This window comes from Rhodococcus sp. MS16, assembly GCF_013277795.1.
Classification (GTDB): Bacteria; Actinomycetota; Actinomycetes; order Mycobacteriales; family Mycobacteriaceae; genus Rhodococcus_F; species Rhodococcus_F globerula.
Genome location: NZ_VBTM01000001.1, coordinates 798,235 through 822,832 on the forward strand (window position 1 = coordinate 798,235; position 24,598 = coordinate 822,832).

Sequence of the window (24,598 nt, forward strand, 5' to 3'; positions counted from 1 at the left end):
AGACGGGGAGGATCGAAACACCTCGTCGATCGAAAGAAATCAGGCGTTCATCGAAAACGTTCGGCCTCGCGTGCGAGCACCGTCAGCTGCTCACACAAGGCGAGTAGCTCGGTAGTATCGGCGCCCTCAGCGACAGCAGTGGCAACGTCTTCAGCAGCGCAACGAACTTCGAACATTCGGTCCACCAACTCGACGGCCTCGGTGGCCGTCAGGATGACCGCGTCCGCGGGAACGCTGGTGCCCTTCACCGCATTACGCTGCTCGTACGCACGCTGGCGGCACGACTGGCAGCAGTACCGGCGGCGACGGCCGACGCCGACTGCCGCTACGCCACGACCGCACCACGCGCAAGGACTACCGGCGCTTCTGGGGCGCGTGCTCGAGGTCATGAGATGACACTTTACTCGAGATTCAGACGCCCTCGATGTCCGCTCGGATGCGAGCGCGCGGGACCCGGTAAGATGGGGAGGTTGCGTCTTCTCGCCACACGGGAACCAATCCGGTGCTCGTGGCGTTGTAGATGAGTGTGAGCGTCTACTCCCCAACACCGGGCGCCCACCAGCGGTGACGAACGAAGAGAGGACACCACCATGGCAGATCGCGTACTTCGAGGTAGCCGACTCGGAGCAGTGAGCTACGAGACCGACCGTGACCATGACCTCGCCCCCCGTCGTATGGCGAAGTACAAGTGCGACAACGGTGAGATCTTTGACATCCCGTTCGCCGACGACGCCGAGATCCCCGGTACGTGGATGTGCCGCAACGGCCTCGAGGGTTCCCTTATGGAGGGCACTGCGCCCGAAGCCAAGAAGGTCAAGCCGCCGCGTACCCACTGGGACATGCTGCTCGAGCGTCGTTCCGTCGAAGAACTCGAAGAACTTCTGAAAGAGCGTCTCGATCTCCTGAAGGCCAAGCGCCGCGGAGCGTGATGCACTAGCACTACAGTTTGCACGTCGAAGACCGTCCGGCCAGGTGCCGGGCGGTCTTTCTCGTTGCATCCGATGCCGATGTGGTCCTTGTGTTGCAGTCATTGTCCACGAACCCTTCTTCGACGCCGATGTCATCCGAAAGCGTTCCCGCTCAGCAGTTTTCATCGATCAGACAAGCGCCGTGCCGGTAGCCTTCCTCGCACTGTTCGGCAGGGAAAGCCATCGGCACGGATATCTGTACCAGTGTTTGCTGTATCCCCTGACGGCTCGGCTGCCAAACGTCACGGATGGAGTACGGCCGGTATGCGAGTGAGCACAGTTTCTGCTCAGTGAGCACAGGCTCCAGCGCCCAGAAAACCATGCTCACTCGAGGAAAAGGGGCCCAGCTCCTTCGCCGATTGCGCCTACGCGGTCCAGCGACGCATCGCCACGTATCCTGCCGCCCCCACCACGATCAACCCGACGCCCAGAGCGACCGTCGTCGAATCCGTCACCAGTCCCGCCATGCCGGTGACTGCTACGAAAACTGGCACGAAATCGAACAGTCGAGCAATCGATTCCGGCGGCTCGACCGGAAACCCGAGTGCTTGGCCGGCCTTGCTCCGGGCGTAGCTCGGGTACCACTCGGTGAACGAGATAGCGAAGAACGTGCCAGCCAACTGCAGAATCCAACCGGTCCAGAAATTGCCGCTGTCGCCCAGCACTGCGTCACCGATCAGTCCGACAATCGCAGACCAGGTGAAGGCCAGCGCCCAGACCGCGGTGATGACGTAATTGATCCGCAAGAAAAGCGAAGTGGTCCAGTACTCCTCCGGAGTGGATTCCTTTGCATATTGCATGGTGAACGGATTGCGCAGCAGTATCGATCCGAAAGCGAAGACAACAAGCGCGATATTGGTGAGCTCACCGCCCCACAATTCGAACCATTCGATCGTATTTGCCGATGCGAACAGTCCAATTCCTGCGAGTATGCCGAAGAAGAGGACATCGAACAGTTCCAGCAGTTTCAGAGTGCCGCCCCGCCGATGATTTGCGGCCAGTATCAGCAGAGATAGTCCGAGCGCCGCTGCAGCGGATTCCTCGAATCGTCCTGGTCCGGACAATAGTGAGAGCAGAATCCACGGGGACAATCCCGCAAGTGGAGACCGTAGAACAGCATCGACAACGCTCGTTTTACGGCTGACACTCTGATCTTCAATCATGGGAAACGCCCTTTGCTCGACTAGGTGTCAAGGCGAATACCCGATAATGAAGGAGGCGAAGCCCCCTGTGCGCCTTTTTGGTAGTGGGGGCTACCGGAAAGGCGCACAGGGGCTTTGCCCCTAACGGCGCTTCTTACGCCCCGAATCGCACGGCCCGGAGTACTTGTCCAGTCCGACGCCCTTGTTCGCTTTCTTGCTGCGTCCGGTCGGGCCCGATTTGGGGCGCTGTACCCACTGACCGTCGGCGTCCAGACCGGGCATGCGTTCACTGAGAGTTCGGCTGTAGCGCGTCTCCCCGTCGACGGTCAGCACACCGTCCTGCACATCGATGTGCGCGACGGTCGCCCAGAACGAGTTCTTGCCGTTGCCGACGTACACGAGGATCTCGTCGGCGTCCGAACCAGGGAGTCCGTCCTTACCGGCTTTGCCGTACCGAATGGCGACGCGAGGATTGCCGAACGAATCGATTGCACCGGCCCCGTTGTCCACGCTCTGATAAACGTTGACCAGCAGATCGCCGTTCTCGTGGGGCAGCACACGAACCTGCTCGACGGCCGGCTTCTTCCCCTTGCCCGGTCCGGCGCTGTCTCCGTAGTGGTAGATGTGCGGCCAGGTTTCGAGTCCACCTCGATGGTTCGGCTCACCGCTGATCACGACGTAGTCGTTGGTCTCCTCGTTACGGCAGAAGAAGTAGACGTCGAGGTCTCCTTCGCCGTACTTCTTGACCTTGCCGTTCTTGTCGTACGTCGCCCCGCGCCCGTCCCATTCCAGGCCGACAGTCAACACCCAACTGGGATCGCCTTGGCTCTTACGCAGGTCGATGCGCGCTGTCTTGTCCTGTGAATCCTTGGTGAGGCTGACGGAGACTTTCTCGAAGCTGATGGTGGGGGCGGGAGCGGCTACGGGTGCTTCAGGAGCCGCAACAGTAGCGGGCTCGTCGTCATCGACGTCGATACCGTGTTCAGCGGCAAAGGCTGCCAATCCGGCGCTGTATCCCTGTCCGACAGCGTCGAGACGCCAACCCGCGCCGCGGCGATACAAGGCGACCAACTGCAGCACCGTTTCGGTAGTCAAACCTGTTGGCACAAAAGACAACTGCTGCGACGATCCACGGGCGTCGACGCGGAGGGAAGTGACATCCGAGAAGTTCTTTCCCTGCGCTTCAGTGCTGCCGGTCATCAACACGCGGTGAACGTCAGCAGGCAGAGCGGCGAGGTCGATGGTGATCGTCTCGTCCGAAACGAGTGCAACGCCGGGGGCTTTCGGGTTGTTGAAGAAAACGAAGTCGTCGTCGGTTCGGACTTTCCCGTCGGCGCCGAGCAGAACTGCCGCGATATCCACCACACCGCGAACGCTTCCGGTGTCGAGCGCGATGGTGTAGCTCGCGTCCACCAGATCGGTTTTCGAGCCCTTGGTTACGTCAGTCATTGCTCTCTCCTGTTTCGGGAAGGGAGGGTTCACGTCGTCGGGAAATTACTGCTATCACTATTGAGCCCGCAGCGAGGAGGCACAGGACGACCTCGGGCGCGGGGCCAAGCTTCGTTGCAAGTGTGGTGTCGGTCGACAGCGGCACATCCGCAACCAGATACTCGGGTACGAACAAGTCGGTTTCCGACGTGACGGAACCGTCCGGCGAGATGATGGCGCTGACACCGCTGGTAGCTGCGACGACCACGGCTCGGCCGTGTTCGACGGCACGAACTCGCGACATCGCCAACTGTTGGTACGTCATCTCCGTATCGCCGAAAGTGGCGTTGTTGGTCGGTACGGCAAGAAGTTGCGCTCCGTTGCGCACTGATTCCTGGAATGCCCGGTCGAATGCCACTTCGTAGCAGGTGGCGATGCCGATGGGCACACCCGCGGCGTGGACAACGCCATTGCCGTCGCCGGGTACGAAGTTGCCGGCGCGGTCGGCGTACTCGGAGAACTTCCGGAAGAAATCGCGATACGGCAGGTACTCGCCGAACGGTTGGATGATCTTCTTGTCGTGCTGTTCCTGCGGACCCTTGTTTCCGTCCCAGACGATCACGGAGTTCGTGGTTGTCCGGTCGGCGTTGACCAGCACGGTACCGACCAGGATCGGCGCACCGATCGATACGGAAGCGCGAGTGATGTCGGCTGCTGCGTCCACGTTGCGCAGCGGATCGATGTCGGAGGCGTTTTCCGGCCAGATGACAATGTCGGGTTGTTTGACGCGTCCGGCGTCGACCTCGTCAGCAAGCCTCAGAGTTTCGGCAACATGGTTGTCGAGCACCTGCTTGCGTTGGGAATTGAAGTCCAACCCCAACCGCGGGACGCTTCCCTGAATTGCCGCGACGGTGATCGTCTTCTCGCCGGAGTCCATGGTTGCGAGGAACGGCGCCACGGCAACAGCCAGCAGAACAGGTACGACGGATGCGGCAACCGCTCCGACAAATCCCCTGTCCCAGCGTTTGCCTGCAACGGCAATAGCTACGGCAGCCAAACCGGTGCCGGTCAGGGCCACCCCGAAACTGAGCAGCGGCGCTCCGCCGAGGCTGGCCAGCGGAAGCAGTAAACCTTCGGACTGGCCGAAAGCAAGCCTGCCCCAAGGGAATCCGCCAAACGGAACACTGGAGCGCAGCCATTCGGTCAATGACCAGATTGCGGCAATCCAGAGCGGAGCCCACGGTAACCGAGACACCAAAACTGCCAGGAGCCCGAACAATCCGATGAACAGTGACTCCACGGCGGCAAGGGCGATCCACGGCATTGCGCCGACAAATACCCCGATCCACGGGAGTAGTGGAATCAGGAAGCCGAGACCTGCCAGGTAGCCGTATCCGAATCCAGCTCGCAGCCGCAGTCCCCCGCGGCCGAAGTTCGTCAGCACACACGTGAGGAGTGCAATGCCCACCGGTGCGAGAAACCACAGAGGCCGCGGCGGAAACCCCACAAAGATCAGATATCCACCCGCTGCCGAGTACAGCGACCGCAACCACACCGAACGGGTCAGAATCTCGGTTATCCGAGACCGCTGCCCGGCGGGTGACTCAACGCTCATAAACGACGCGTCCACGATGCACCGATCGAACACACACCGGTGCCTGCGCGTCGGCGTCGAGACTCGGTAGCGCCGGGACACGCGAGCGCGGATCGGTCGACCATCGCTGGACCGAGTCGGCCGGCGCGCTTACCTCGAGGTCTCCCGCTTCCCAGATGACATACGACGCCGGCGCACCCGGGTTGAGTGTTCCGGCCGCGCCGTCGCGGACTCCACCGGCGCGCCAGGCGCCGCGGGTTGCGGCCGAGAAGGCCGCTCGAGGTGAGATGCCGCTTCCGTCGGTGCGGTGATGCACTGCGGCGCGGAGCATCGCCCACGGTTCCACCGGAGTGACCGGTGCGTCGGAACTGAATGCGAGGGATACGCCCTTGGATGCGGCCGGGGCAAACGGGTTGAGTGCAACGGCACGTTCGCCGCCCAGTCGCGTCGCGTACAGGCCGTCGGTGCCGCCCCACAATTCGTCGAAGACCGGCTGGACGCTGGCAATGACGCCGAGCGCGGCAAAGGTTTCGGCGTCGGCGACAGACATCATTTCGGCGTGCTCGAGACGGTGACCCAGTGCGGCGACCTTGGGTCCGCCGAGTTCGTCGGCAACCTGCTGAAATGCCGTCGCAGCGGCCGAGACGGCGGCATCACCGATTGCATGGAACCCGGCTTGAATTCCGGCGAGGGTGCATGCCCGTACGTGCGCCGCGATGGCGTCGACGCCCAAGTAGGCGTTTCCGGTCGAATCCGGTTGATCTGCATAGGGTTCGGCGAGCCACGCAGTGTGCGATCCCAGCGAACCGTCGATGAAGAGGTCACCGCCGAGTCCGTGCGCGCCGGTCTTGTCGAGGAGCGCTCGAGCGTCCTCCGCGGTACTGACGTGCTCACCCCAGTATCCGCGGACCTCGACGCCGTGATCGTGGGCGAGGAGTTCCTGGAAATCGGTGAGGCCGGAGATATCCGGGCCACCGCACTCGTGCACGGCAATGATTCCGCGTGAGGCGCAGAGATCGAGAGCGGCGGTGCGGGCGGCGGCGCGCTGATCTGCCGTGAGGAGGTTGCGTGCGGCGGCGCGGGCGAGATGGTGGGCTTCGAAAGTCAGCGGGCCGTCGGCGGAGTAACCGGCCTCGTTTGCCAGTCCATTGATCCCGTCCCGCAGCGTGCTCGAGCACACTGCCGAGTGCACGTCGATCCTGGAGAGGTACACCTTGCGCCCTGGCGCTGCGGCATCAAGGTCAGCCGTCGAGGGCGCAGTCTGATCGGCCCACTCGGTGTCGTCCCAACCGTGCCCCCAGATGACGGCGTCGGGATTGGCGTCGGCGAATGCCGTTACACGCAAAAGGCATTCGTCGAGCGACTGTGCACCGACAAGATCAAGTCCGACTATGGACAATCCGAGCGCAGTGATGTGGACGTGGGTATCGACAAAACCGGGAGTGACAAACGCACCGTCCAGATCTTCGATCTCGGCGCCGGGATGCAATGCGCGTCCGGCGCGTTCGTCACCTACCCAGACGACGGTGCCGTCGGTGATGGCGAGCGAAGTCGCGTCAGGTGCAAAGGAACTGTAGATCCGGCCGTTGACCAGCAATCGAGTAGTCACGAGCGCCAAGTCTGCCTGTTAGTACTGCGGCCCCCGCGAACGGGTGGGTGTATCCGTGTCGAGAATCTCACCCTCGAGGACAAGTTCCTTGCCGTTGCTGGCCACATATTCGGTGGTCGCGGTAGGTGTTTCGACGATGATCTCGCCGTCGATGACCTCACCGTTTCCACGCATCCGAGCTGCGTATCCGACGGTGCCTGCAAAGGCGTCACCGCCCGCTGCGAACGCTGCTGCCCGCCGGCCTGCCAGGAGGACAGCAAGAGGACGCAGTGCCCAACGGGTCGGGGGAATCAGTAGGAGCAGACCCAGGACCGATGTGACAAGACCGGGAACGAACATCAACGCGGAACCAGTAGCAACGAGCGCGCCGTCTGCCACGGCGAGTGACGGTGAACCTTCACCTCGCGTTGCCTTGCGGAATCCGTCCATGACTTTTCGCCACTGCGAACGCATGAGCACCATCCCGACCAGTGAACCGGCCAGGAACAGCAGAATTGTCCAGGCAATGCCGATGGCGTTGCCCACGATGACAAGTGCGGCGATCTCGACGATCACGTAAAGCAGGAACATGGCGGCGATCATGACGTCCCCTTTCAGACGGTCTACCACTACAACGCACGACGGTTCGGTTTTTCTCCCGAGCGCCCGACATTGCCTGTGTAGTGAGTCACTTCCCACCGCGTCGGGTGTGCGTGACGTTAACTAACGCTCCGCTAACGATCTAACCCTAAAGTTGACCTTTAGACTCTGCGTGTGGTCAAGTCGTTTCACCCGCTTTCCAGCGGACCTAGTGAACGTGAAGGAGCCCGACATGAGCCGACTCCCCGGCAACAGACTTTCCCGGCGTCTACCCGCTGCGCTGGCCGGCGCTGCCGCCGTCGTAGCCCTGACTGCAGGGTCTGCCCTGGTCGGAGCCGGTTCTGCGGCGGCAGATCCGCAGGCACCTGCCGAGTTCACAGTGCCGATCGAGATCAATGTGCCCACCGACCTCGCGGCACTGATCGATCAAGCCGGCGCAATCTCGCCCGAGGCCACCGCTGCGTTGAATCAATTGATCGGCACGGCGGCAGCTGACCAGATCGCTGAGACATTGGGTGTTAATCTCGGCTTCACGACACCGGCGCCGTTCATGTATCCCGCACCGACGGTTGGTTGTGGGCTCGACGGACAGATGGCGACGGTGACTCTCGCTACCGCGCAGTCCGGGCCTAACTTCCCGTTGCCTCCGTGGGTGGAGGACAACCAACTTCGATTCCAGGCACTTCCCGCGTACATCGGGATTCCGAAAACGTCCGAGTTGAGTGTCGCGTGGATCAACACCAGCACATTCAAGGGCGGAATTGTTCCTCTGGACGAGACCCTCCCGGTCGTGGACACTCCCCTGTTGTCGAAGGTCGTCGACACCGGTGACGGCAAGGTCCTGGCCGCAATATTCGGCAAGGTCGACTACACCGACGGAAAGTCCTGCATCGTGCTTCCAACGGTCGGCTCCTTCGACGCCTGAGTTCGTATCGGCCTACGAGCCCGGAGTCACCAGCCCGGTCTCGTAGGCCAGCACGACAGCTTGCACGCGGTCGCGAAGATCCAGCTTGGTGAGGATGCGTCCCACATGAGACTTGATCGTCGACTCCGATAAGTACAGTTCCTGGGCAATCTCCGTATTGGATCGCCCCGCCGCGATATGGCTGAGCACTTCCCGTTCACGTTCGGTCAACACGTCCAGAACGATCGGATCTCGCCGTGGCGCCGGACCGTCGACGATGAAGCGAGACAACAATCTTCGCGTCACCTTGGGTGACACAACAGCATCGCCGGCCGCAACACTGCGGATTGCGGACACGAGGTCCTCGGGTGGAGTGTCCTTGAGCAGGAACCCACTGGCACCTGCCCGCAACGCACCGAGTGCATGTTCATCGAGATCGAACGTCGTCATCACAAGAACACGCGATTCGATCCCCGACGCCAGAATCTGCTCGGTTGCACTGACGCCGTCGACAATCGGCATTCGGACGTCCATCAGCACGACATCCGGCTTCAGTGCGATCGCCGAGGCAAGCGCAGCCGCTCCGTCCCCGGCTTCACCGACCACTGAAATATCTTCGTGTGCCGCGAGGACCATATTGAGCCCCATACGCATGAGTTCCTGGTCATCGACAATCAGCACGGAGATAGGCACCGCGTAAACCTATCGGGCCGACCGGGCTGATGCGACTCAGCCGTTCGGATGGGCCGGCAGATGTCGAGTGGCGTCGTAGGGCTCGAAGTAGGATTCGCCCACGACGAACATCCCCTTCTGCGGCAGCCAGAAATCTCCGAGACGTGCCTGCACAGGTAGCGGACCTGGCGGTCCGATATCGACCCCGTCAATACTCGCCCGACTCCGGTCGACGGTCCACAACATCCGAGGATTCGCTCGATACCATTGACCGTTCGAGGTGGTCCCGGTCAGTTTCACCCGGCCGACACCCAGCGCGGGTCCGGCGGCGCGTCCCATCGCGGACATCACGCCATTGCTGCGCCACATTGCGCCAGGCATCAGCTTGCCCATGCCGGTCATCGCGGCGGTCGCCGCAGATCGGCCCACGTCGAGTTCCCACACGAGTGTCTCGTCCACCCTGACCGTGAAGGCGGACGGGCCCGTCCACGTCACCTTGATGTCCGCTGTTCGCGCGTCGGCGAGATCCGAGCCGAAGTATCGGGCGCAACTGTTCTCGGGCGAGTTGCTGCTGTAAATGATCCAACGTCCGTCGGGGTCTCGATGCCACACCGAGTCGTACCCGGCACCGACCGAGCTGGCGGGAAAGTGCCGCATCGCCAGGTAGTGGCCACTAGCGAATGGTTGTCCCATCACCCCGTAGCCGGCGAATCGTTCTTGTCCGTCACCCGGGGGAACCTCTCTGGTGCGTTCAGCAATTGATCGTGGATTGTCAGTCATCATCTGTCCTCTCCGAATCCGTCCCCGTTCGACGGTTACCCCGTTTCAACATCGGCACCAGCGCGTTGCAAAGTCGCCAGTGCAACATTCGTCGGGATTCTGGAATGCTGGATGTACAGCAACCACACAACGGGGAGGCTGACATGAGGTTTTACGAGGATCACATCGTTCCGCGACTGGTGAACGCAACCTGCGGGATGTCGCTGACCGAACCCTCGCGCAAGCGAGTCTGCGCCGACCTGCACGGTCGTGTGGTCGAGATCGGGTTCGGATCCGGTCTCAACGTCCCGTTCTACCCAGACTCCATCGATTCGGTCAGCGCCGTCGAACCCGCCGACCTCGGCTGGAAACTAGCGGGCACACGGCTCGCGGCGTCACCCGTGCCCGTCGAGCGCTCCGGACTCGACGGGCAGTCACTTCCCTTCCCCGACAACACCTTCGACGCCGCACTCTCCACGTGGACGATGTGCACTATCCCCGACGCGGGCGCCGCGCTGCGCGAGGTGCGACGGGTTCTCAAGCCCGGCGGAACCCTGCATTTCGTTGAACACGGTCTTGCCCCGGACGAGAAAGTGCGACGCTGGCAGCACCGCTTCGAACCGATCCAGAAAGCAGTCGCAGGCGGCTGCCATCTCACGCGCAAGATCCCGACGCTCGTGCAAACCGCGGGCTTCGAGATCCACGACCTCGACACCTTCTATCAGAAGGGTGTACCAAAAATCATGGGCGCGCTGTCCCTCGGCGTTGCCAGGCCCACAGGTTGACTGACTCCGGGCACCAGGACTTGTGCGGCGCTACCTGTTGCGTCGCCGAGTGATCCGAAGCTCGCTACGGCTTCGCACCGGGCCCGAGCGAATTGCGGATCAGCCGCGGGCACGTTGACCGATGGCCGCTTCGGAGACGATATGGGCGATTCGACTTGCCCGTGTCGCGTCTCGAGCGGCACTGACGATCCACCACAGCATCTGTTTACGGGCGCTGGGCGGAAAACCGTCCCAGTTGCTTCGAGCTCGCGGGTCTCGATCCAGCGCCGCCGTCAAGTCAGACGGTTCCTCGAGGTCTTCTACTTGGTCGGAAATCGTCCACCAGCCGTTGCCTTTCGCGGCAGCAATGGCGTGGCGCCCAGCGTCGGTCATGAGGCCGCGCGCCTCCATATCGGCTGCGCGTTCGCGGTTGAGCCGGGTCCAAGAACTCTTGGGTCTGCGCGGCGTGAACAATTGCAAGCCGCGCTCTTCGTCGAGGATGGTGTTGGTGGAGTCGATCCAACCAAAGCAGATGGCTTCCTCGACGGCCTCGGGGTACGGGCAGCGTTGACGGCCGGCGGTGTTGCGCCAGGAGCACAACCACACGCCTCGGGCCGATTTGTGGTTGTGCGTCAGCCAAGTTCGCCACTGTTCCCGAGTCTCGGCATGGATGATCGGGTAGTCGAATTTCCACGTTGGGGGGTGGGCGGAGACCGGTGGCGGCGATTCCGAAGTGGTCATTTATTCTCCTAGTTCAGAGCGAAACGGACACGTATCTCGATAGACGAGGGACCGGCATGGTGGCGAGATACTGAGGTGAATGGCGAGCTGCCTTACGGTGTCGGCGAGCTCGGCTGGTTCGATGACTGTCACTGGAGCGGTGAGCGCAATGCGAGCAACCGTCATGGCGAGCCGGCCGAGATCTTCACCGCGGATCTCGACCACACTGAAGTTCGGCCCCAACTCGATTGGTGTGTGGTCAATCCATCGGAGCACACCCTCGAGTTCTGCGAACGTGGCTTCGATGGCGAGTTTCGCATCGAGATGACGGGGTGTCGCGCCAAGTGAGCTCGCGACGAAGCCCGCCGCATCACCACCCGGAATCTCGCGCGGTGTGAAATGACTGCCCGCCAGCTGGGGCTCCCAGAGTCGGTCCAGCCGAAAAGTTCGCCAGTCACCACGATGTTGGTCCCATGCCAGGAGGTACCAACGTCGTCCTGCCGTGACAAGTTGGTGCGGCTCGACCAACCGTCTGCTGCTCTCGCCATCACCTCGCCGATAGTCGAAACGCACATGCTCATGGTCGCGACATGCCGCGGCGAGCACACTGAGCGCTTCGGGATCAACGATGTCGTTGTCGTCCGCCCGCCGCATCGAAATGACGCTCGAATGTAGCGCCGACACACGTCGGCGCAGGCGATGAGGCAGGAGTGTTTCGATTTTCGTCAGCGCGCGCAGCGACGTTTCTTCGATGCCGTCGATGGCTGCCTCAGCGGCGTAGCGTAGCCCGACGGCTACCGCGACGGCCTCGTCATCGTCGAGAACCAGGGGCGGCACGTGTGCTCCTGTTGCAAGTCGGTAGCCCCCATATTTTCCCGACGTGGAATCGACCGGATAGCCGAGGTCGCGGAGGCGATCAACGTCGCGGCGCACCGTTCGCTCCGTGACCTCGAGTCGTGCGGAGAGCTCGGCGCTGCGCCAGAAACGATGAGTCTGCAAAAGCGACAGCAGCTGCAGCGCTCTACCTGTTGGATCGTTCCGCATTTCTTCAGTGTGCCAACAATCGAGGACACGATGTGTCCGCAATGTTCCCTATCGTCGGGGCAACCGGTCATTCCACACACACGATCGGTAATCAACCCAAAGGAGAATCCGTGAATCCATCCGACTTCCCCAAGCCCGTCCTTATCCCAGTCAACGGCGTGGAACTCGAAGTCTTCGAAGCAGGGCGACACAATGCCGGGAAACCCATCGTGCTGTGTCACGGATGGCCAGAGCACGCCTATTCTTGGCGATACCAGGTGCCCGCCCTTGTCGAGGCGGGCTACCACGTCATCGTCCCGAACCAGCGCGGCTACGGCAATTCATCACGTCCGACCGAAGTGACGGACTACGACATTGAACATTTGGCGGGTGATCTCATCGCACTTCTCGATCACTACGGCTACGAAGATGCCACCTTTGTCGGTCACGATTGGGGCGCCTTTGTCGTGTGGGGCCTGACCCTGTTGCACCCGGACCGGGTAAACAAAGTGATCAACCTGAGCTTGCCCTACCAGGATCGCGGAGAGCAGCCCTGGATTGAGTTCATGGAAGCCGTGCTTGGCGGTGACTTCTACTTCGTCCACTTCAATCGACAGCCGGGCGTCGCGGACGCCGTGTTCGAAGACAACACCTTCCGGTTCCTCCGCAACATGTACCGGAAGAACGAACCCCTCAGGGAGCCTCAGCCGGGTATGGCGCTGATCGATCTCGCCAGAGCAGAGACGCCGCTCGGTGAGCCTCTGATGAGCGATAGCGAATTGGCCGTTTTAGTCTCCGCCTTCGAATCGACAGGATTCACGGCCAGTATCAATTGGTACCGAAACTTGGACCGCAACTGGCATGTGTTGGCAGACGTGAACCCAATCATCCAACAGCCCACACTCATGATCTACGGCGACCGCGACGCCATCGCGAAGTCTGAAAAACTGACAGAGTTCGTGCCCAACGTAGAAGTAGTCAATCTTGACTGCGGTCATTGGATCCAACAAGAAAGGCCCAAGGAAACTAACCAAGCAATCTTGAACTGGCTGGAACGGCAGGATGCAACATAGCTTCAACGCTAGGTGGCGCCTCAGGAAATATGTCAATCTCATTCAGATCCGGTAAGGCGGCTTGATCTGGACCCCTTGGTGCATGGATCAGGCGGATTGCTGAGCTCGGCCATGCGCGAGTCGGTTTCGATGATGTTGCCGCCGAACGGGAGCCGATCGACGATCGTCGGCGCACAGTCACGGTCGCCGAACTGCCCTCGCGCCAGGGCGTGACGTGATCGACACGAAATTCATCGATCGTCGCGCGGGATTCCCCGAGGATCGACGTTGTTCTGACGTCGGCTTGCCGTTGTTCGGTCGAGCCGTGTTGATCCGCCATCCCACCGCGCCGCAGCGCTCGGACCACAGATTCGAATACTTTCCATCTCTTGCGATCAAGTCTTCGTGAGAACCAAGCTCTGCCATCCTCGCCGCTGGTTAGTCGCGGCACTGGACTTTGATATGGTCGCGGACAACGACTTTCAGCGCCAAGTCCAATTCCGAACGTTTTCGGAAGATATGGACCTCGCCGTCATCGCAGCGCACGGGACACTGGACAATGAGGCCGCAGAAATCGACTGGGACGATCCCACTGTCGTTCTGCGCGAAAGTGAGAGTGGCACAGTCACTGTCGCGGACATTGTTACCGAACTGGCCGAGTGGGACAGGTCGGCATGGGCGTGGTTGGCAGCAGAACGCGTCACACTGAGCGGCCACTATCTGCGTGCCAAACATCCAGAACTTGTCCGCGAGTACCCGCATCACTGAGGAAGCAGATCAACCGTCTGTCGAGGATGACTGACTGGTTATAGAGCGGATTACCTCCACTGTGACTGGAGGAGGTGCCACATTCGAAACGTGCAGTATTCCCGGTCTTCGTGGATATCTGCGAAACTCCTCGGATGGCACTCATCGGGCGCGAAGCAGCGGCATTGCTCAACGACGCCGGAATCGAACTCGGCCCCGGATTAACCGAATCTGAATTCGACTCTGTCCACGAACGCTTCGGATTTCACTTCAATCCGGATCACCGTAGCCTGCTCGCCACTGCCTTACCGCTCGGTGACCGCTGGCCGGACTGGCGAAACGGCGACGACCTCGAGCTGGAGACATGGCTAGATAGTGTTGCCGAAGGATTCATATGGGATGCACTGCATCAGAGTCCGCCGTTCTGGCCGCCATCGTGGGGCACATTGCCCTCCTCAACCGAGGACATAGCCACAACGGTGCGCCGAGAACTCAGGGGGTGGCCGCGCCTCATTCCGATCTACGCGCACCGCTTCACCCCCGCCGCGCCCTCACCGTCAGAATCACCGGTGTTCTCCGTGTGGCAGACCGACATCATCTACTACGGGGCCAACCTACTCGAATACCTCACCAACGAGTTGCTGTCCGGACAGGGCCGAAAGGCACTCTCCCCCCGAACTATCAGCGTCCCGTACTGGTCGCGGTTCGTCGAGTCAGCAAACAGCGCAGAATCAATCTGACCAACATCGACGCGCAAAACCTTCTATCGAGTGTGCCGTTAACCCGACAGTCCGGGATATGGCGGCTCGCCGACGCTGTCGACTGGCCGGAAGGAAAAGCCGTCTTGCTGCGTCGATCTCCCGGTCGAAATCGACGGGTTCAACGACTTCGACATCTCCGCTCTACCCAAACACGTCAAGCACTCTCCAGCTGCAAGCGGAGGATGCTTGAGCGTCGAAAGACTGCTCGCAAATCATCGAATACGCACACTCTAACCTGACTCGGTTCCCGTTCAGTCAGATACAACATTGATGCATCTGTATCGAATAGCGGCACCTCGACGGAGTGCCGAGAGGCGCAAGACGGCCACCGACTCTTTGGAAGCCACTCGATATCTCCGGGTGTCGGCGGGCTTCGTCGTGTACCAGTCAGAGAGAACCCGATGGCGCTGTACGCCGAGAAGTTCGCAAGGGATTACTTTCGACAACGCTATTCGCCATTCCACGGCAACGGAAGAACCAGATCCAGCGACCTGCGATCATCAGTAATTGCTTCCAGGCCGAACCGTTCAGTGACGACTTGAGACGTCGATTGGCGGTGTGCAGTATTCGAAACGTGAAATATTCCTCCTGACACCATGCGGACACCGAACCGTACCGGGATTGTCGCACTGACGTGAGCCCGTTTGATAGCGGTCGGTCGGTACGCTCGTGGGCATGGGACTGGGGTTTTTACTGCTGTTTGCCATGTTCGGCCCATTGCCGTTGCTCTGGTGGGCGGCGGTCCGGGCGAAGAGCCGCGGCCTTGGGGGGTCGTTCGTCGGGCCGTTTCAGGAGATGTTCGATCCCGGTGCGGCGCGAGCACAGATCGTCATCGAGCAGATCGCGGAACTGCCTGACCCTGCGGGCTCCGGCGACCCGGACAACGACGACGATGTGCCGTACACAGTCGCCTATAAGGGCGTTCGACTCCACATCAACCCTGATAGGGGTCGACAGCGTGGAGGCGACGGGACCACCAAGTGAGCTGAGTGAGCACCAGCCTGGCCAACCCCGGCAACGCCGACCTCGCGTTCCTCAAGGACCAATACCAGGCACTCGTCCCAGATCTCCACGTCAGCGGCCGGTTCAGCAGTCAGTGATCATGCTTTCGCCGAGCATGCAGTCGTCTTCTGACATTCCGCGTTCAGAAGTGCTGTGCGCCAACCGTCTACCTGACAATGTCGGTAGAGAGTGGCGCGGCCTATTCCGAGTGCCTTCGCGATCTCCGTCCTGGGTGTGCCAATCCCGATCGGTCGACTCCGTCAACGAGCGGAAAGCTACGCCGCGCCGCTGCAAGTCCTTGACAGTTTCGATCAGATGTTTGAGTGATCGACCTAGTCTGTCCAGTCGCCAGACGACGAGGGTGCCACCGGCGCGAAGGTGACTGAGTAGATCGAGCAGGGCCGGGCGATCGTCCTTGGCGCCACTCGTCACTTCTTCCCACACTCGATCGCATCGAATGGCAGCCAGAGCGTCCCTCTGCAAATCGAGGACCTGATCAGTCCCGGAAACCCTTATTTACCTGTGACTCCCGAAATTGTTTGGCACGTTTTTACCGAATTATTGGCACGGGGCTTGACCGTCAGGTGATTCGAGGTGGACGTTGCCACCTGATCGGTATCGTCGCGGTATGACTCGTTCGGGTGTTTCTTGGCAGAGCCGAGCGATGGCGTGGCCGCTGATCGTGGGAGCTGTATTCGGAAGTTACTTCGCGCTTCTCTTCGCAGATTCCAGCGATGTCAGTAGTGTTCTCACCGCGATCTGCCTCGGGTCGTTGTGCTCGCTTCCTGCCGGCGCGCTTTTGGGAATGGCAGCAATCCTGACGGGGAAGGGCGTCCTCGCGGTCGGCGAGCGACACGTCCGCGCCGCGGCGCCGACGACGTGGCGGCTCGCATTCGCAACGTCGACGGCTGTGGTGGTCGCGATGATCGTCACTGCTGCGCTCTCCGTTGCAGGAGCCGATGGGTTTAGTATCGCCTGGCCTGCGTTGACGATCTCAGCGATTTCCTTCGGAGCAGCATCCGTGTACTACCCCGCGGTCACACATGAGGACCTCGCTCACGATGACGTTGCATCAGCTGAAAAATAGGATTCGGCACATAGCCGAATTCCCTACCGTATTAGCCATTAGCACTCCCCTGGTGTGGCGTTCGGGATATGAGTTCAATGCCAGTAGTTGCCCATAGTGTGAGCTATGCGGCGATTGCGCATGGTGTCCTCGGTGAGCCCGGTGCCAGCGCGCTCACCGGTGCCGTTAGCAGATCCGTTGCCGGCCCCGGAACGATTCCCGACGATTTCCATCCGACGTCGGCAGTGGTGTGCGAATTCAGCGGGTACACCGACGATTGCGGCTGCGCACTTGTGCGCCAGACCAGCGGGCTCGGCAACTTCGTCGCGGTAGTCGAGCAACTTAACTTAGTCGCGCTTCGACCAAACGACCGTGGTTCGGCGAATGCCCTACCGACGGCACAATTCCCACTCCCGCTATGTGGCTGGTCGATGACGCAGGAAACTCAGTAAGGGCCGCTCTTCCCGTTGACGGAACGTGCGGAAACCCGCTGCCCGACACCTACGCTCCCGACACCTACGTGGCTATCACGAATCTGACGATGCCGGACGAGCAAGCGCACAATCTGCCCCGAACATTGTGAAGCCACAGCCACGGCACGCCACGTTTTGGCCTGTTTAACCGGATCGCTCTCAGATCATTTCTACGGGTTTGGGTGTTCGTTTTGACCATCGACAAACTGGATAGTTTCTCCTGCCGGACACCCGAAATGCCCTGAGCAGCAGTAGAAACCCTGGGATAATCGGAACATGAGCTACAGCCACGGCAACTGAACCAACCCACTAAATAGCGGATGCGTCGCATGAGCGGCATTATTCTATCGTGACAGTCATGAAACCAGCGCCGCTCCCTCCGCGCCCGCTCCGAATCAGCCTGTCCGTCGTCGCATGGTTCAACCTGCTCTCCGCCCTCCTCGGAATGGCTGGACTAACCATTGGTGGCGGGTTCGGCCTCCCTCCGGAATGGATCCAAGGAACCATCTTCACTTCCTACTTCTGGCCAGGCATCATCCTCGGCGTGATCGTCGGCGGAAGCCAGGCAACCACGCTCGTTGCTCAGTACGGCAGGTTCGCACTGGCGTGGGGTCTACATGCCGCAGCCGGCCTAATCATGATGATCTGGGTCTTCGTCGAAATCGCCATCATCCTCGTCTGGTCGCCGCTGCACGGCATCTACTTCGCCACCGGCATCATTCAGACAACCCTCGCCGTGCTTGCTCTAGGTGCCTGGCCGCGCCCCTTCCTCCAACAATCCTCAAAGCAACCGCCACCCACTTCCTGACCGCACCGCAGGACATAATCTTCATAAATTCGTCAACACAACGTTCAGTTGCGTCCCCGCGCTGGGTTACCTCGGACTTACTGTTGATCGGTTCCCACGCCATGTTCGATCACTCGCCGGGAAGTGAAGTCAGTTCTCGAGCCTCAGGTCGTCGTCGATCAAGTTCTCAGTAGCTGCTGCACGCGCTTGCACCGGCGACGGTGAGGAGAAGTGCCGAGACGATGCCGAATGCGGTTCGGGTGGTGAACATCTGAGGTCAACGATCCATTCGTGGGAAGAAGAAGGACAGGAGGGTACCGGCCAGCAGTAGGCCGGAGCAGACGAAGAGGGCTTGGGAGTATCCGGAAACCAGTGCTTCGGTCGGCGCGCTGTCCGAGCGTGCCGTCGAGGACGCGGCGACGCTCACGAGAACAGCTAGTCCGAGTGAACCGCCGATCTGACGCGACGTGCTCAGCAGCCCGGATGCCATGCCGACTTCTTCGGGAGGAGCGTCGGCGGTGGCGACGTTGCTGAGCGGCATGAACGACAGGCCGATGCCGATGCTCGCCAGAAGCGAAGGCACCAGGATGACGGCCCAGAAGGGACTGTCGAGGTTCATGGTCGAGAAGATGAAGGTCCCGATTGCTGCGACCGCTGTTCCGACTACGAGTAGCGGTCGAACTCCGTAGCGTGGAAGGAGTTTGGTGGACGCGAGGATGCCTATGACCAGGCCGAAACAGAAGGGCAGGAACGCCAGACCGGTGGTGGTCGGCGAATAGCCCAGTCCGCGTTGCAGGAATAGCGAGACGAAGAAGAACGCGCTGAACTGTGCCGCGCACACCAGGCACATGATGGCGTTGGCCAGTCCGATTCGGGGTCGAAGGAGGGTGGACAGTCGTACCAGTGGTGTGGCGCAGCGGCTTTCGACCGCGACGAAGGCGGTCAGCATGACGATCGTGAGCGCGAATCCACCCAGCACGTAACCCGAAGTCCAGGAATGTGATTCAGTGGCGATGACGGTGCCGACAAGGGCGGTGATTCCGGCCGTCGCCAAGATGGCGCCGGGGAGATCTAGGGAGCCGCCTCTAGCGGCTTGGCCGGCAGGCAAGCCGCGGGTACCGGCAACTGCGGCGATCAGGGCCACCGGTGCGCCGGCGAACATCACCCATCGCCAACTGAGTCCTTCGGTCAAAATGCCGCTCAGTACTACACCGAGTGCACCGCCAAGTGCTGATGACATTGCGCCGATGCCGAATGCCTTGGCCCTGGCGCGTCCGGTGGGAAAGGCCTGGCTGAGGGCGGCGAGCCCGGCCGGCGCGATCATCGCAGCGCCGACGCCTTGAAGTGCCCGAGCGCCGACAAGCATCTCGGCGGACACCGAGAAGGTGCCGACGATGCTGACGAGGGCGAACAGCAGAAGTCCGGCGACCAGAACCCAGCGAGTGCCCATCACATCGCACAGTCGGCCGCCGAGAAGCAGCAATCCGCCGAAGGCGAGGGCGTACGCGTTGACGACCCAGGACAGCCCGGCGTCGGAGAAGTTCAGTGATTCCTGGATGTCGGGTAGCGCGACGTTGATGACCGACATGTCGAAGGCGACCAGGAACTGTGCTGCCGCGGCGGCTGTGAGGATCAGGGCAGGCGCGGCTACCGCCCGTGTTGATGTTGTCATTGCAGGCACCTCATTTGTATACATGTTCTCATAAGTAGTTAGGTTTACCTTGCTGACGACCGAGATGCAAGGGGTTCCCCGGGCGAGAGCGCCGTAGCAGGGGCGCGCACAATCGATGCATGGCCGAAAAGATGGAACCGAGATCGCCGCGGCTCGGACGTCCCCCGACGATCACGTCGGAGCAGATAGTCGAAGAGGCGAAACGGCAACTTCAGTCCGGCGGCGCCGACGCACTGAGCATGCGAGCGTTGGCGAAGTCGCTCGGCACCACACCGATGGCGCTGTACCGACACGTGGGCGACAAGGAACAGCTGATCAGCGCGGTTCTCGATGCGTACTCACAAGACCTCGGTTCGCTGGTCCTGCCACAGGATCAGGTCGAGCGGATTCGCTTGATCTTCACCGCGATCTTCGAAACGCTGGCATCGGAGCGCTGGATCATCGAGTTGCTTCAGCGCGGTGGGCGCGGCGGTAGCGGCGCCGTCGTCCTGGTCGATCGAGCCATGGCCGCGTGTGTCGAACTGGGCATGTCTCCACGCCGCGCACTGTTGGTCTACCGAGCGCTGTGGAACTACACGCTCGGCGCACTGCTCAACATCTATGACGACAGCGCGCGACCCGAAGGCAGCGTGTCACCTCTTGCGATCAAGATCCGAGAAATCGGGCCCGCGGAACTACCCGTACTCAACGAGGTGCTCGAAGACTGGCCGGCCGGGACGACGACCGATGGTTATCTCGAAGGCCTCGACATACTGATCGACGGATACCTGCGTAGCCCGGCCTAACGGCACTGACACCAGGCCATGCCTCAACAGCGACAACGTGCCAGGTAGTCAACACGCCGAGCCTCGCGCCGAGAGGCGGTGTGCCGCCACCCGGATGCAACTTCATCTCCCATAGCCAACCGATTAACGCAGCATCTCGACGCGTTGTTCGCCCTTAGGAGAAATCGGCAACCTGCCTATCTGAGTTGTCCAGGATCAGCTGTTTTGAGGGGTGGCCGGATACACAGGCAGCCACATCGCATCCTGAACGGCCTGCACCAAGTCGTCGTGGGTCACGGTGGCGACGCCGTCATCGGCTGCTGCCTTCGCGACCGCCACAGCCACCGTCGCGGACGAGGCACGAAGGTTTTCGACGTCGGGGAGAAGGGACGCTCCCCGCTCCGAGACATCCACCTGACCGGCGACCGCGACCGCAGCTGCAAGGAGCATGCCATCGGTTACGTGACGAGCACCGGACACGATCGCGCCAAGGCCTAGGCCTGGATAGAGCAGAGCGTTATTGCATTGACCGATCCGATAAGTGACGCCGTTGTATTCGACCGGTTCGATCGGTATCCCGGTCGCCATCAACGCCTGCCCTTTGGACCACAAGATGGCGTCCTGGGGCATGACCTCTATACGACTGGTCGGGTTCGAGAGCGGCAGCAAGATGGGGCGTTCTACCCCGCCACTGAGCGCTTCTACGACGTCCTGCGTGAAAGCTCCGTGCGCGGTCGAAGTGCCGATCAGGATGGTGGGTTTGACGTGCTGGACCACCGTCAGAAGGTCGATAGGGCGCCCGCCCCAATCGGCGACTTCGTGTGCTGGCCGGGCATAGGCTTGCTGGTAGTCGGGCAGGTCCTGCATATCGTCGGTGACCAAGCCGTCGCGGTCGATAAGCCACACTCGAGCGCGGGCCTCGTCATCGCTGAGCCCGGCGCGGCTCATCGCGGCGGAGATCTGGTCGGCCATGCCCGTGCCGGCGGTGCCAGCGCCAAAGATGACAAGTCGTTGATCCGCGAACGTCTGTTTGGTGACCTTCAGCCCCGATATGACCGCCGCCATGACGATGGCGCCGGTTCCCTGAAGATCGTCGTTGAAAATGCGGTACCTGTCTGCGTGGTCTACGAGGATACGGCGGGCATTGGAGGGGCCGAAGTCCTCAAAATGCAGCAGTGCCTTCGGGAAGAGCTTCTCCACTGTCTCGAGGTAGGTTCCGATGAACTTGTCGTACTTCTCCCCCCGGACGCGACTGTGTCGGTTCCCAAGGTAGAACGGGTCGTTGAGGAGCGCTTCGTTGCTTGTCCCCACATCTAGATTCACCGCGATGACGCGACTGGGGTTGATGCCGGCTGCGGCGGTGTAGATCGCCAGTTTCCCCACGGCGATGTCGGTACCGTTGACGCCCCAGTCCCCAATCCCGAGGATCTCCTCAGCGTCGGAGCAGACGATCAGGTCCACATCCTCCGGACCCAATTCCAGTGTGGCGAAGGCAACTTCGATGTCGTCGACGTGATCGATCGACAGGTACACCGCACGCGACTGGCGGTAGTCCTGTGACCACTGTTCGATCGCGTCCCCGATGGTCGGGTCGTACACGACGGGCAGCAATTCCGAGAGGTGATCCGCAATCACGCGGTAGTACAAGACTTCGTTGCGCTCGTGGAGCGAATCGAGGTAGATGTACTTCGCGAGATCCGTTGACTGCTTTTGCAACTGTGCGTATGAGCGTCTCGCCTGCTGATCAAGGGTCTCGACCGCTGATGGCAACCGCCCTACCAGGCCAAGTGATGCACGCTCCTCTTGCGTGAATGCAGTTCCCCGGTTCACCGCATCGTCGCGAAGAATCTTCTTTGCTTCATCCATGCTCTCCCCCATCCGTCGGGAGGACCGCCAGTGGACCCTTCAGGTGACAGTCCGGCGCCAATGACTGACCTCAATTGGAGTCAAATCTAACCCCGCAGTCGCTGCGCTGCCCACAGGTTGACTGAACTGTCCCGGCTGGCGTATCAGGGTTGCTCGCAGTGTGAACGCCACCTCTTCGGATTCGGCAGCTGACCAATCTGTCTGCGCCTCCATACTGACGATGTGGCCTTACACCTGACAAGGATGGAAGGCCCCATCGATGCGTTGATCTGTTGAGACCAAGATCGAATCTGGGACTGTCTCACTGATCACTGCACCAGAACCGAACGAATCTGGGACGAGTCAGCTCGGCGGGCGGCTACCGAGTGCTGCTCCGGTCATTCGCTTCGTTCATCGAGAGCTGCGTCGACGAGATCCGCAGCGGCTTTCAATCCGAGACCCCGATGTTGTTCACGCAACGCCTTGATCGCCGAGATCCGGTCCGTTGTCGATTCGATCGCCGACTCCACATCCAAGAACGGAACATCCTCGGGTGCAACAAACGTGTGATCAGGCTTGGTTCCTCGGGCCAAACGCTTACGCCACATAGCGACGGCATTAACCGCGAAGGAAACGATGCCTCCCACTACGACTACGACGACAACCCAGTTCCACACTGAGGGGTGTTCGGCAGCCTGACCCACGCGGGAAGGAAGAACAGAGAGGGAGAATCCGATTGTGGCGACCGTAGCTGCCCATCGCTGAACGACCTCACTGTCGAGCAACCGTACGATCTTCGACACTTCATCCCCCTTGGTCATCCCCGCACAACATCAACGAAGTGTCTCAACACTAAGTGCCTCAGGAAGAAACGATTAATGGACGCAGTGGCTTCGAAAGGAACACCGGTCAATTCCCGGACTCCAGGTTCAGCAGTCAGACAGGGGAACGACTCGGTGATCACGCTTTCGCCGAGCGTGCAGTCGTCTTCTGAAAACTGACAACATGCCTTGGGGATATTTCAGCAGATCTGTGCGATTTAGTGTCCGACAAAGATGTGTCGACGGGTAGACCGGATCGACCGATCGCGACGAACTCTAGCCGTGTCGGCTGTCGAGGACACGACCCTGTCGCCGCGAGAGAATCTCCGCCGCCGCGACACTTCGTACCAAAGCATCTGCGGACGCACGAGATCGATCCACGCCAATTCTTCTGTCCTGCAACGAAAATCTGGTCGGTCGGTCGACTAAATTTGAACCTCGAAACAGTCGATTCCGCGTCATTTTTCACCCTCAACGGGCATATTTCGGGCCATTGAAGACCGTCATCGTTATGACATACATCACATTTCAGGTTAATTCTGTAACGCTCTGCGGGCCCGAATAACGGCGATCGACCTGCAATAACACCTTCTGATGCACATACGTTGCACAAACAGGCACCGACACGCCTACCCGTGACCAATCCGTGATAGTCCCCTACCTTGGAGTGAGCCCAAGCAACCGGGCATTACCGGATCGCCACCGCCAGCCCCACCCCGTGATTCGGATTCGACAACATCCCTTTGTGGTGGGAGCTGAGACGGTCACCGTCCTCCGCTGGCGGAAATTGAAAGGAATTCATTTACATGAAGAACAACACTGTTACTCGCGTCCTTGCTTCCGTCGCTACCGCCGGCGCACTCACTGCCGGAGTCTTCGGCCTGAGCACCGGCACCGCATCTGCTGCCGGCCACGACTGGTCGGGCGTCGCAGAATGCGAATCGTCGGGCAACTGGGGTGCGAACACCGGCAATGGCTACTACGGCGGACTTCAGTTCAGTCAGAGCACGTGGCAGGCCTACGGCGGCTCGGGCAGTGCACACACCGCCAGCCAGGCAGAACAGGAACGTGTCGCGGAAAACGTCCTCGCAGGTCAGGGTGCCGGCGCATGGCCGGTGTGCGGACAGTACCTGCGCTGATCCCCACCCCTTACGTATTGCGTCGCTGCCCGGTGACCGTCGAATCCGACGGTCACCGGGCAGTTTCGTTCTACCGACATCTCGTCTCGGGAGAGTCGCAAGTGATATTCAGCGTCGTGGCGCGTCGACACTGTCCGATTGCCGACGGGCCACCGACTGCGTCGACGGAGTAAATCAACGCACGCTAGAATCACTTAGCGTGCGCTAGATAGGGTGGCTGTGACTGGATGAGATTCATGGCCGACCCCAGGTAAGGATGTGCCGATCAGTCGGCCCGAACTCTTGTTCGAGTTACCTTCCGCTACAA

General features: G+C 60.9%; 25 protein-coding genes and 2 pseudogenes. 11 read left to right on the forward strand and 16 right to left on the reverse strand.

The window, feature by feature from the left end:
* Positions 1-47 precede the first annotated feature (47 nt).
* Positions 48-389, reverse strand: coding sequence for a hypothetical protein (locus FEZ60_RS03610; RefSeq protein WP_033232035.1), 342 nt, complete (start codon positions 387-389; stop codon positions 48-50).
* 201 nt (positions 390-590) lie between these two features.
* Between FEZ60_RS03610 and FEZ60_RS03615 the strand changes: the two genes are divergently transcribed.
* On the forward strand, positions 591-929 hold the full coding sequence (locus FEZ60_RS03615; protein WP_033232034.1) for an RNA polymerase-binding protein RbpA: 339 nt from the start codon (positions 591-593) through the stop codon (positions 927-929).
* A gap of 404 nt (positions 930-1,333) precedes the next feature.
* Here FEZ60_RS03615 and FEZ60_RS03620 read toward each other — a convergent pair whose 3' ends face one another.
* The 5 genes from FEZ60_RS03620 to FEZ60_RS03640 all read right to left on the reverse strand — a co-directional run bounded on the left by FEZ60_RS03620 (position 1,334) and on the right by FEZ60_RS03640 (position 7,323).
* On the reverse strand, positions 1,334-2,131 hold the full coding sequence (locus FEZ60_RS03620) for a hypothetical protein (protein ID WP_033232032.1): 798 nt from the start codon (positions 2,129-2,131) through the stop codon (positions 1,334-1,336).
* Between the two features lie 120 nt (positions 2,132-2,251).
* Positions 2,252-3,559: a TerD family protein gene (locus FEZ60_RS03625; RefSeq protein WP_092807879.1), complete on the reverse strand. Its 1,308-nt coding sequence runs from the start codon at positions 3,557-3,559 to the stop codon at positions 2,252-2,254.
* The gene (gene lnt / locus FEZ60_RS03630; protein WP_045067754.1) at positions 3,552-5,153 is read right to left on the reverse strand and encodes an apolipoprotein N-acyltransferase; all 1,602 of its coding nucleotides are present in this window, start codon (positions 5,151-5,153) and stop codon (positions 3,552-3,554) included. Before lnt ends, FEZ60_RS03625 begins: the two co-directional genes overlap by 8 nt.
* Positions 5,143-6,741: an amidohydrolase family protein gene (locus tag FEZ60_RS03635; RefSeq protein ID WP_172935523.1), complete on the reverse strand. Its 1,599-nt coding sequence runs from the start codon at positions 6,739-6,741 to the stop codon at positions 5,143-5,145. Before FEZ60_RS03635 ends, lnt begins: the two co-directional genes overlap by 11 nt.
* A gap of 18 nt (positions 6,742-6,759) precedes the next feature.
* Positions 6,760-7,323 (reverse strand): FxsA family protein, encoded by a 564-nt coding sequence (locus tag FEZ60_RS03640; protein ID WP_033232029.1) that lies wholly within the window; start codon positions 7,321-7,323, stop codon positions 6,760-6,762.
* Positions 7,324-7,552: 229 nt separating this feature from the next.
* Between FEZ60_RS03640 and FEZ60_RS03645 the strand changes: the two genes are divergently transcribed.
* On the forward strand, positions 7,553-8,245 hold the full coding sequence (locus tag FEZ60_RS03645) for a hypothetical protein (RefSeq protein ID WP_116103276.1): 693 nt from the start codon (positions 7,553-7,555) through the stop codon (positions 8,243-8,245).
* A 12-nt stretch (positions 8,246-8,257) separates the two neighbouring features.
* Here FEZ60_RS03645 and FEZ60_RS03650 read toward each other — a convergent pair whose 3' ends face one another.
* Positions 8,258-8,917, reverse strand: a complete 660-nt coding sequence (locus FEZ60_RS03650) for a response regulator transcription factor (protein ID WP_033232028.1) — start codon at positions 8,915-8,917, stop codon at positions 8,258-8,260.
* A gap of 36 nt (positions 8,918-8,953) precedes the next feature.
* Positions 8,954-9,676 carry a hypothetical protein gene (locus FEZ60_RS03655; protein ID WP_141485720.1) on the reverse strand — a complete coding sequence of 241 codons (723 nt, stop codon included), beginning with the start codon at positions 9,674-9,676 and terminating at the stop codon, positions 8,954-8,956.
* Between the two features lie 143 nt (positions 9,677-9,819).
* Between FEZ60_RS03655 and FEZ60_RS03660 the strand changes: the two genes are divergently transcribed.
* A complete protein-coding gene (locus FEZ60_RS03660) occupies positions 9,820-10,440 on the forward strand; it encodes a class I SAM-dependent methyltransferase (protein ID WP_172935524.1) in 621 nt (206 codons plus the stop codon).
* A gap of 99 nt (positions 10,441-10,539) precedes the next feature.
* On the opposite strand, the gene FEZ60_RS03665 is transcribed toward FEZ60_RS03660, so the two are convergent.
* The gene (locus FEZ60_RS03665) at positions 10,540-11,160 is read right to left on the reverse strand and encodes a YdeI/OmpD-associated family protein (RefSeq protein WP_172935525.1); all 621 of its coding nucleotides are present in this window, start codon (positions 11,158-11,160) and stop codon (positions 10,540-10,542) included.
* On the reverse strand, positions 11,161-12,183 hold the full coding sequence (locus FEZ60_RS03670) for a YafY family protein (protein WP_172935526.1): 1,023 nt from the start codon (positions 12,181-12,183) through the stop codon (positions 11,161-11,163). It abuts the gene before it with no gap.
* Between the two features lie 110 nt (positions 12,184-12,293).
* Between FEZ60_RS03670 and FEZ60_RS03675 the strand changes: the two genes are divergently transcribed.
* From FEZ60_RS03675 to FEZ60_RS03690, 4 genes are all read left to right on the forward strand, one after another.
* Positions 12,294-13,235 carry an alpha/beta fold hydrolase gene (locus FEZ60_RS03675; RefSeq protein ID WP_172935527.1) on the forward strand — a complete coding sequence of 314 codons (942 nt, stop codon included), beginning with the start codon at positions 12,294-12,296 and terminating at the stop codon, positions 13,233-13,235.
* A gap of 441 nt (positions 13,236-13,676) precedes the next feature.
* Entirely contained in the window at positions 13,677-13,982 is a 306-nt protein-coding gene (locus tag FEZ60_RS03680) for a hypothetical protein (RefSeq protein WP_242484376.1), read from the forward strand.
* Positions 13,983-14,116: 134 nt separating this feature from the next.
* A complete protein-coding gene (locus FEZ60_RS03685) occupies positions 14,117-14,701 on the forward strand; it encodes a hypothetical protein (protein WP_033232025.1) in 585 nt (194 codons plus the stop codon).
* Positions 14,702-15,397: 696 nt separating this feature from the next.
* Positions 15,398-15,706, forward strand: coding sequence for a hypothetical protein (locus tag FEZ60_RS03690; protein WP_045067760.1), 309 nt, complete (start codon positions 15,398-15,400; stop codon positions 15,704-15,706).
* Between the two features lie 116 nt (positions 15,707-15,822).
* On the opposite strand, the gene FEZ60_RS32355 is transcribed toward FEZ60_RS03690, so the two are convergent.
* Positions 15,823-15,972, reverse strand: coding sequence for a helix-turn-helix domain-containing protein (locus tag FEZ60_RS32355; RefSeq protein ID WP_346343328.1), 150 nt, complete (start codon positions 15,970-15,972; stop codon positions 15,823-15,825).
* Between the two features lie 55 nt (positions 15,973-16,027).
* A pseudogene (locus FEZ60_RS32360) lies at positions 16,028-16,207 on the reverse strand (recombinase family protein); the annotation flags it as partial.
* Between the two features lie 145 nt (positions 16,208-16,352).
* Here FEZ60_RS32360 and FEZ60_RS03700 point away from each other — a divergent pair.
* Positions 16,353-16,811 (forward strand): hypothetical protein, encoded by a 459-nt coding sequence (locus FEZ60_RS03700; protein WP_172935528.1) that lies wholly within the window; start codon positions 16,353-16,355, stop codon positions 16,809-16,811.
* A gap of 74 nt (positions 16,812-16,885) precedes the next feature.
* Here FEZ60_RS03700 and FEZ60_RS03705 read toward each other — a convergent pair whose 3' ends face one another.
* The gene (locus FEZ60_RS03705) at positions 16,886-17,131 is read right to left on the reverse strand and encodes a hypothetical protein (RefSeq protein WP_116103285.1); all 246 of its coding nucleotides are present in this window, start codon (positions 17,129-17,131) and stop codon (positions 16,886-16,888) included.
* Positions 17,132-17,621: 490 nt separating this feature from the next.
* On the opposite strand from FEZ60_RS03705, the gene FEZ60_RS03710 reads away from it, so the two are divergent.
* The gene (locus FEZ60_RS03710) at positions 17,622-18,071 is read left to right on the forward strand and encodes a hypothetical protein (protein ID WP_233363884.1); all 450 of its coding nucleotides are present in this window, start codon (positions 17,622-17,624) and stop codon (positions 18,069-18,071) included.
* 256 nt (positions 18,072-18,327) lie between these two features.
* Here the strand turns inward: FEZ60_RS03710 and FEZ60_RS03715 are convergent, their stop codons facing one another.
* Complete coding sequence (locus FEZ60_RS03715; RefSeq protein ID WP_172935529.1) at positions 18,328-19,722, reverse strand: MFS transporter; 1,395 nt, start codon at positions 19,720-19,722, stop codon at positions 18,328-18,330.
* Between the two features lie 119 nt (positions 19,723-19,841).
* On the opposite strand from FEZ60_RS03715, the gene FEZ60_RS03720 reads away from it, so the two are divergent.
* Entirely contained in the window at positions 19,842-20,507 is a 666-nt protein-coding gene (locus FEZ60_RS03720; protein ID WP_051730327.1) for a TetR/AcrR family transcriptional regulator, read from the forward strand.
* 195 nt (positions 20,508-20,702) lie between these two features.
* Here the strand turns inward: FEZ60_RS03720 and FEZ60_RS03725 are convergent, their stop codons facing one another.
* The gene (locus tag FEZ60_RS03725; RefSeq protein ID WP_172935530.1) at positions 20,703-22,352 is read right to left on the reverse strand and encodes an NAD-dependent malic enzyme; all 1,650 of its coding nucleotides are present in this window, start codon (positions 22,350-22,352) and stop codon (positions 20,703-20,705) included.
* A 377-nt stretch (positions 22,353-22,729) separates the two neighbouring features.
* On the reverse strand, positions 22,730-23,134 hold the full coding sequence (locus FEZ60_RS03730; protein WP_172935531.1) for a hypothetical protein: 405 nt from the start codon (positions 23,132-23,134) through the stop codon (positions 22,730-22,732).
* A gap of 824 nt (positions 23,135-23,958) precedes the next feature.
* On the opposite strand from FEZ60_RS03730, the pseudogene FEZ60_RS03735 reads away from it, so the two are divergent.
* A pseudogene (locus FEZ60_RS03735) lies at positions 23,959-24,285 on the forward strand (transglycosylase family protein); the annotation flags it as partial.
* Positions 24,286-24,598 lie beyond the last annotated feature (313 nt).

Bases quoted from the DNA above. Each gene is read 5' to 3' on its own strand.
- FEZ60_RS03610 (WP_033232035.1), bottom strand. From the start codon at position 389: ATGACCTCGAGCACGCGCCCCAGAAGCGCCGGTAGTCCTTGCGCGTGG.
- FEZ60_RS03615 (WP_033232034.1), top strand. From the start codon at position 591: ATGGCAGATCGCGTACTTCGAGGTAGCCGACTCGGAGCAGTGAGCTAC.
- FEZ60_RS03620 (WP_033232032.1), bottom strand. From the start codon at position 2,131: ATGATTGAAGATCAGAGTGTCAGCCGTAAAACGAGCGTTGTCGATGCT.
- FEZ60_RS03625 (WP_092807879.1), bottom strand. From the start codon at position 3,559: ATGACTGACGTAACCAAGGGCTCGAAAACCGATCTGGTGGACGCGAGC.
- lnt (WP_045067754.1), bottom strand. From the start codon at position 5,153: ATGAGCGTTGAGTCACCCGCCGGGCAGCGGTCTCGGATAACCGAGATT.
- FEZ60_RS03640 (WP_033232029.1), bottom strand. From the start codon at position 7,323: ATGATCGCCGCCATGTTCCTGCTTTACGTGATCGTCGAGATCGCCGCA.
- FEZ60_RS03645 (WP_116103276.1), top strand. From the start codon at position 7,553: ATGAGCCGACTCCCCGGCAACAGACTTTCCCGGCGTCTACCCGCTGCG.
- FEZ60_RS03655 (WP_141485720.1), bottom strand. From the start codon at position 9,676: ATGACTGACAATCCACGATCAATTGCTGAACGCACCAGAGAGGTTCCC.
- FEZ60_RS03660 (WP_172935524.1), top strand. From the start codon at position 9,820: ATGAGGTTTTACGAGGATCACATCGTTCCGCGACTGGTGAACGCAACC.
- FEZ60_RS03665 (WP_172935525.1), bottom strand. From the start codon at position 11,160: ATGACCACTTCGGAATCGCCGCCACCGGTCTCCGCCCACCCCCCAACG.
- FEZ60_RS03670 (WP_172935526.1), bottom strand. From the start codon at position 12,183: ATGCGGAACGATCCAACAGGTAGAGCGCTGCAGCTGCTGTCGCTTTTG.
- FEZ60_RS03680 (WP_242484376.1), top strand. From the start codon at position 13,677: ATGGTCGCGGACAACGACTTTCAGCGCCAAGTCCAATTCCGAACGTTT.
- FEZ60_RS03685 (WP_033232025.1), top strand. From the start codon at position 14,117: ATGGCACTCATCGGGCGCGAAGCAGCGGCATTGCTCAACGACGCCGGA.
- FEZ60_RS03690 (WP_045067760.1), top strand. From the start codon at position 15,398: ATGGGACTGGGGTTTTTACTGCTGTTTGCCATGTTCGGCCCATTGCCG.
- FEZ60_RS03700 (WP_172935528.1), top strand. From the start codon at position 16,353: ATGACTCGTTCGGGTGTTTCTTGGCAGAGCCGAGCGATGGCGTGGCCG.
- FEZ60_RS03710 (WP_233363884.1), top strand. From the start codon at position 17,622: ATGAAACCAGCGCCGCTCCCTCCGCGCCCGCTCCGAATCAGCCTGTCC.
- FEZ60_RS03715 (WP_172935529.1), bottom strand. From the start codon at position 19,722: ATGACAACATCAACACGGGCGGTAGCCGCGCCTGCCCTGATCCTCACA.
- FEZ60_RS03720 (WP_051730327.1), top strand. From the start codon at position 19,842: ATGGCCGAAAAGATGGAACCGAGATCGCCGCGGCTCGGACGTCCCCCG.
- FEZ60_RS03725 (WP_172935530.1), bottom strand. From the start codon at position 22,352: ATGGATGAAGCAAAGAAGATTCTTCGCGACGATGCGGTGAACCGGGGA.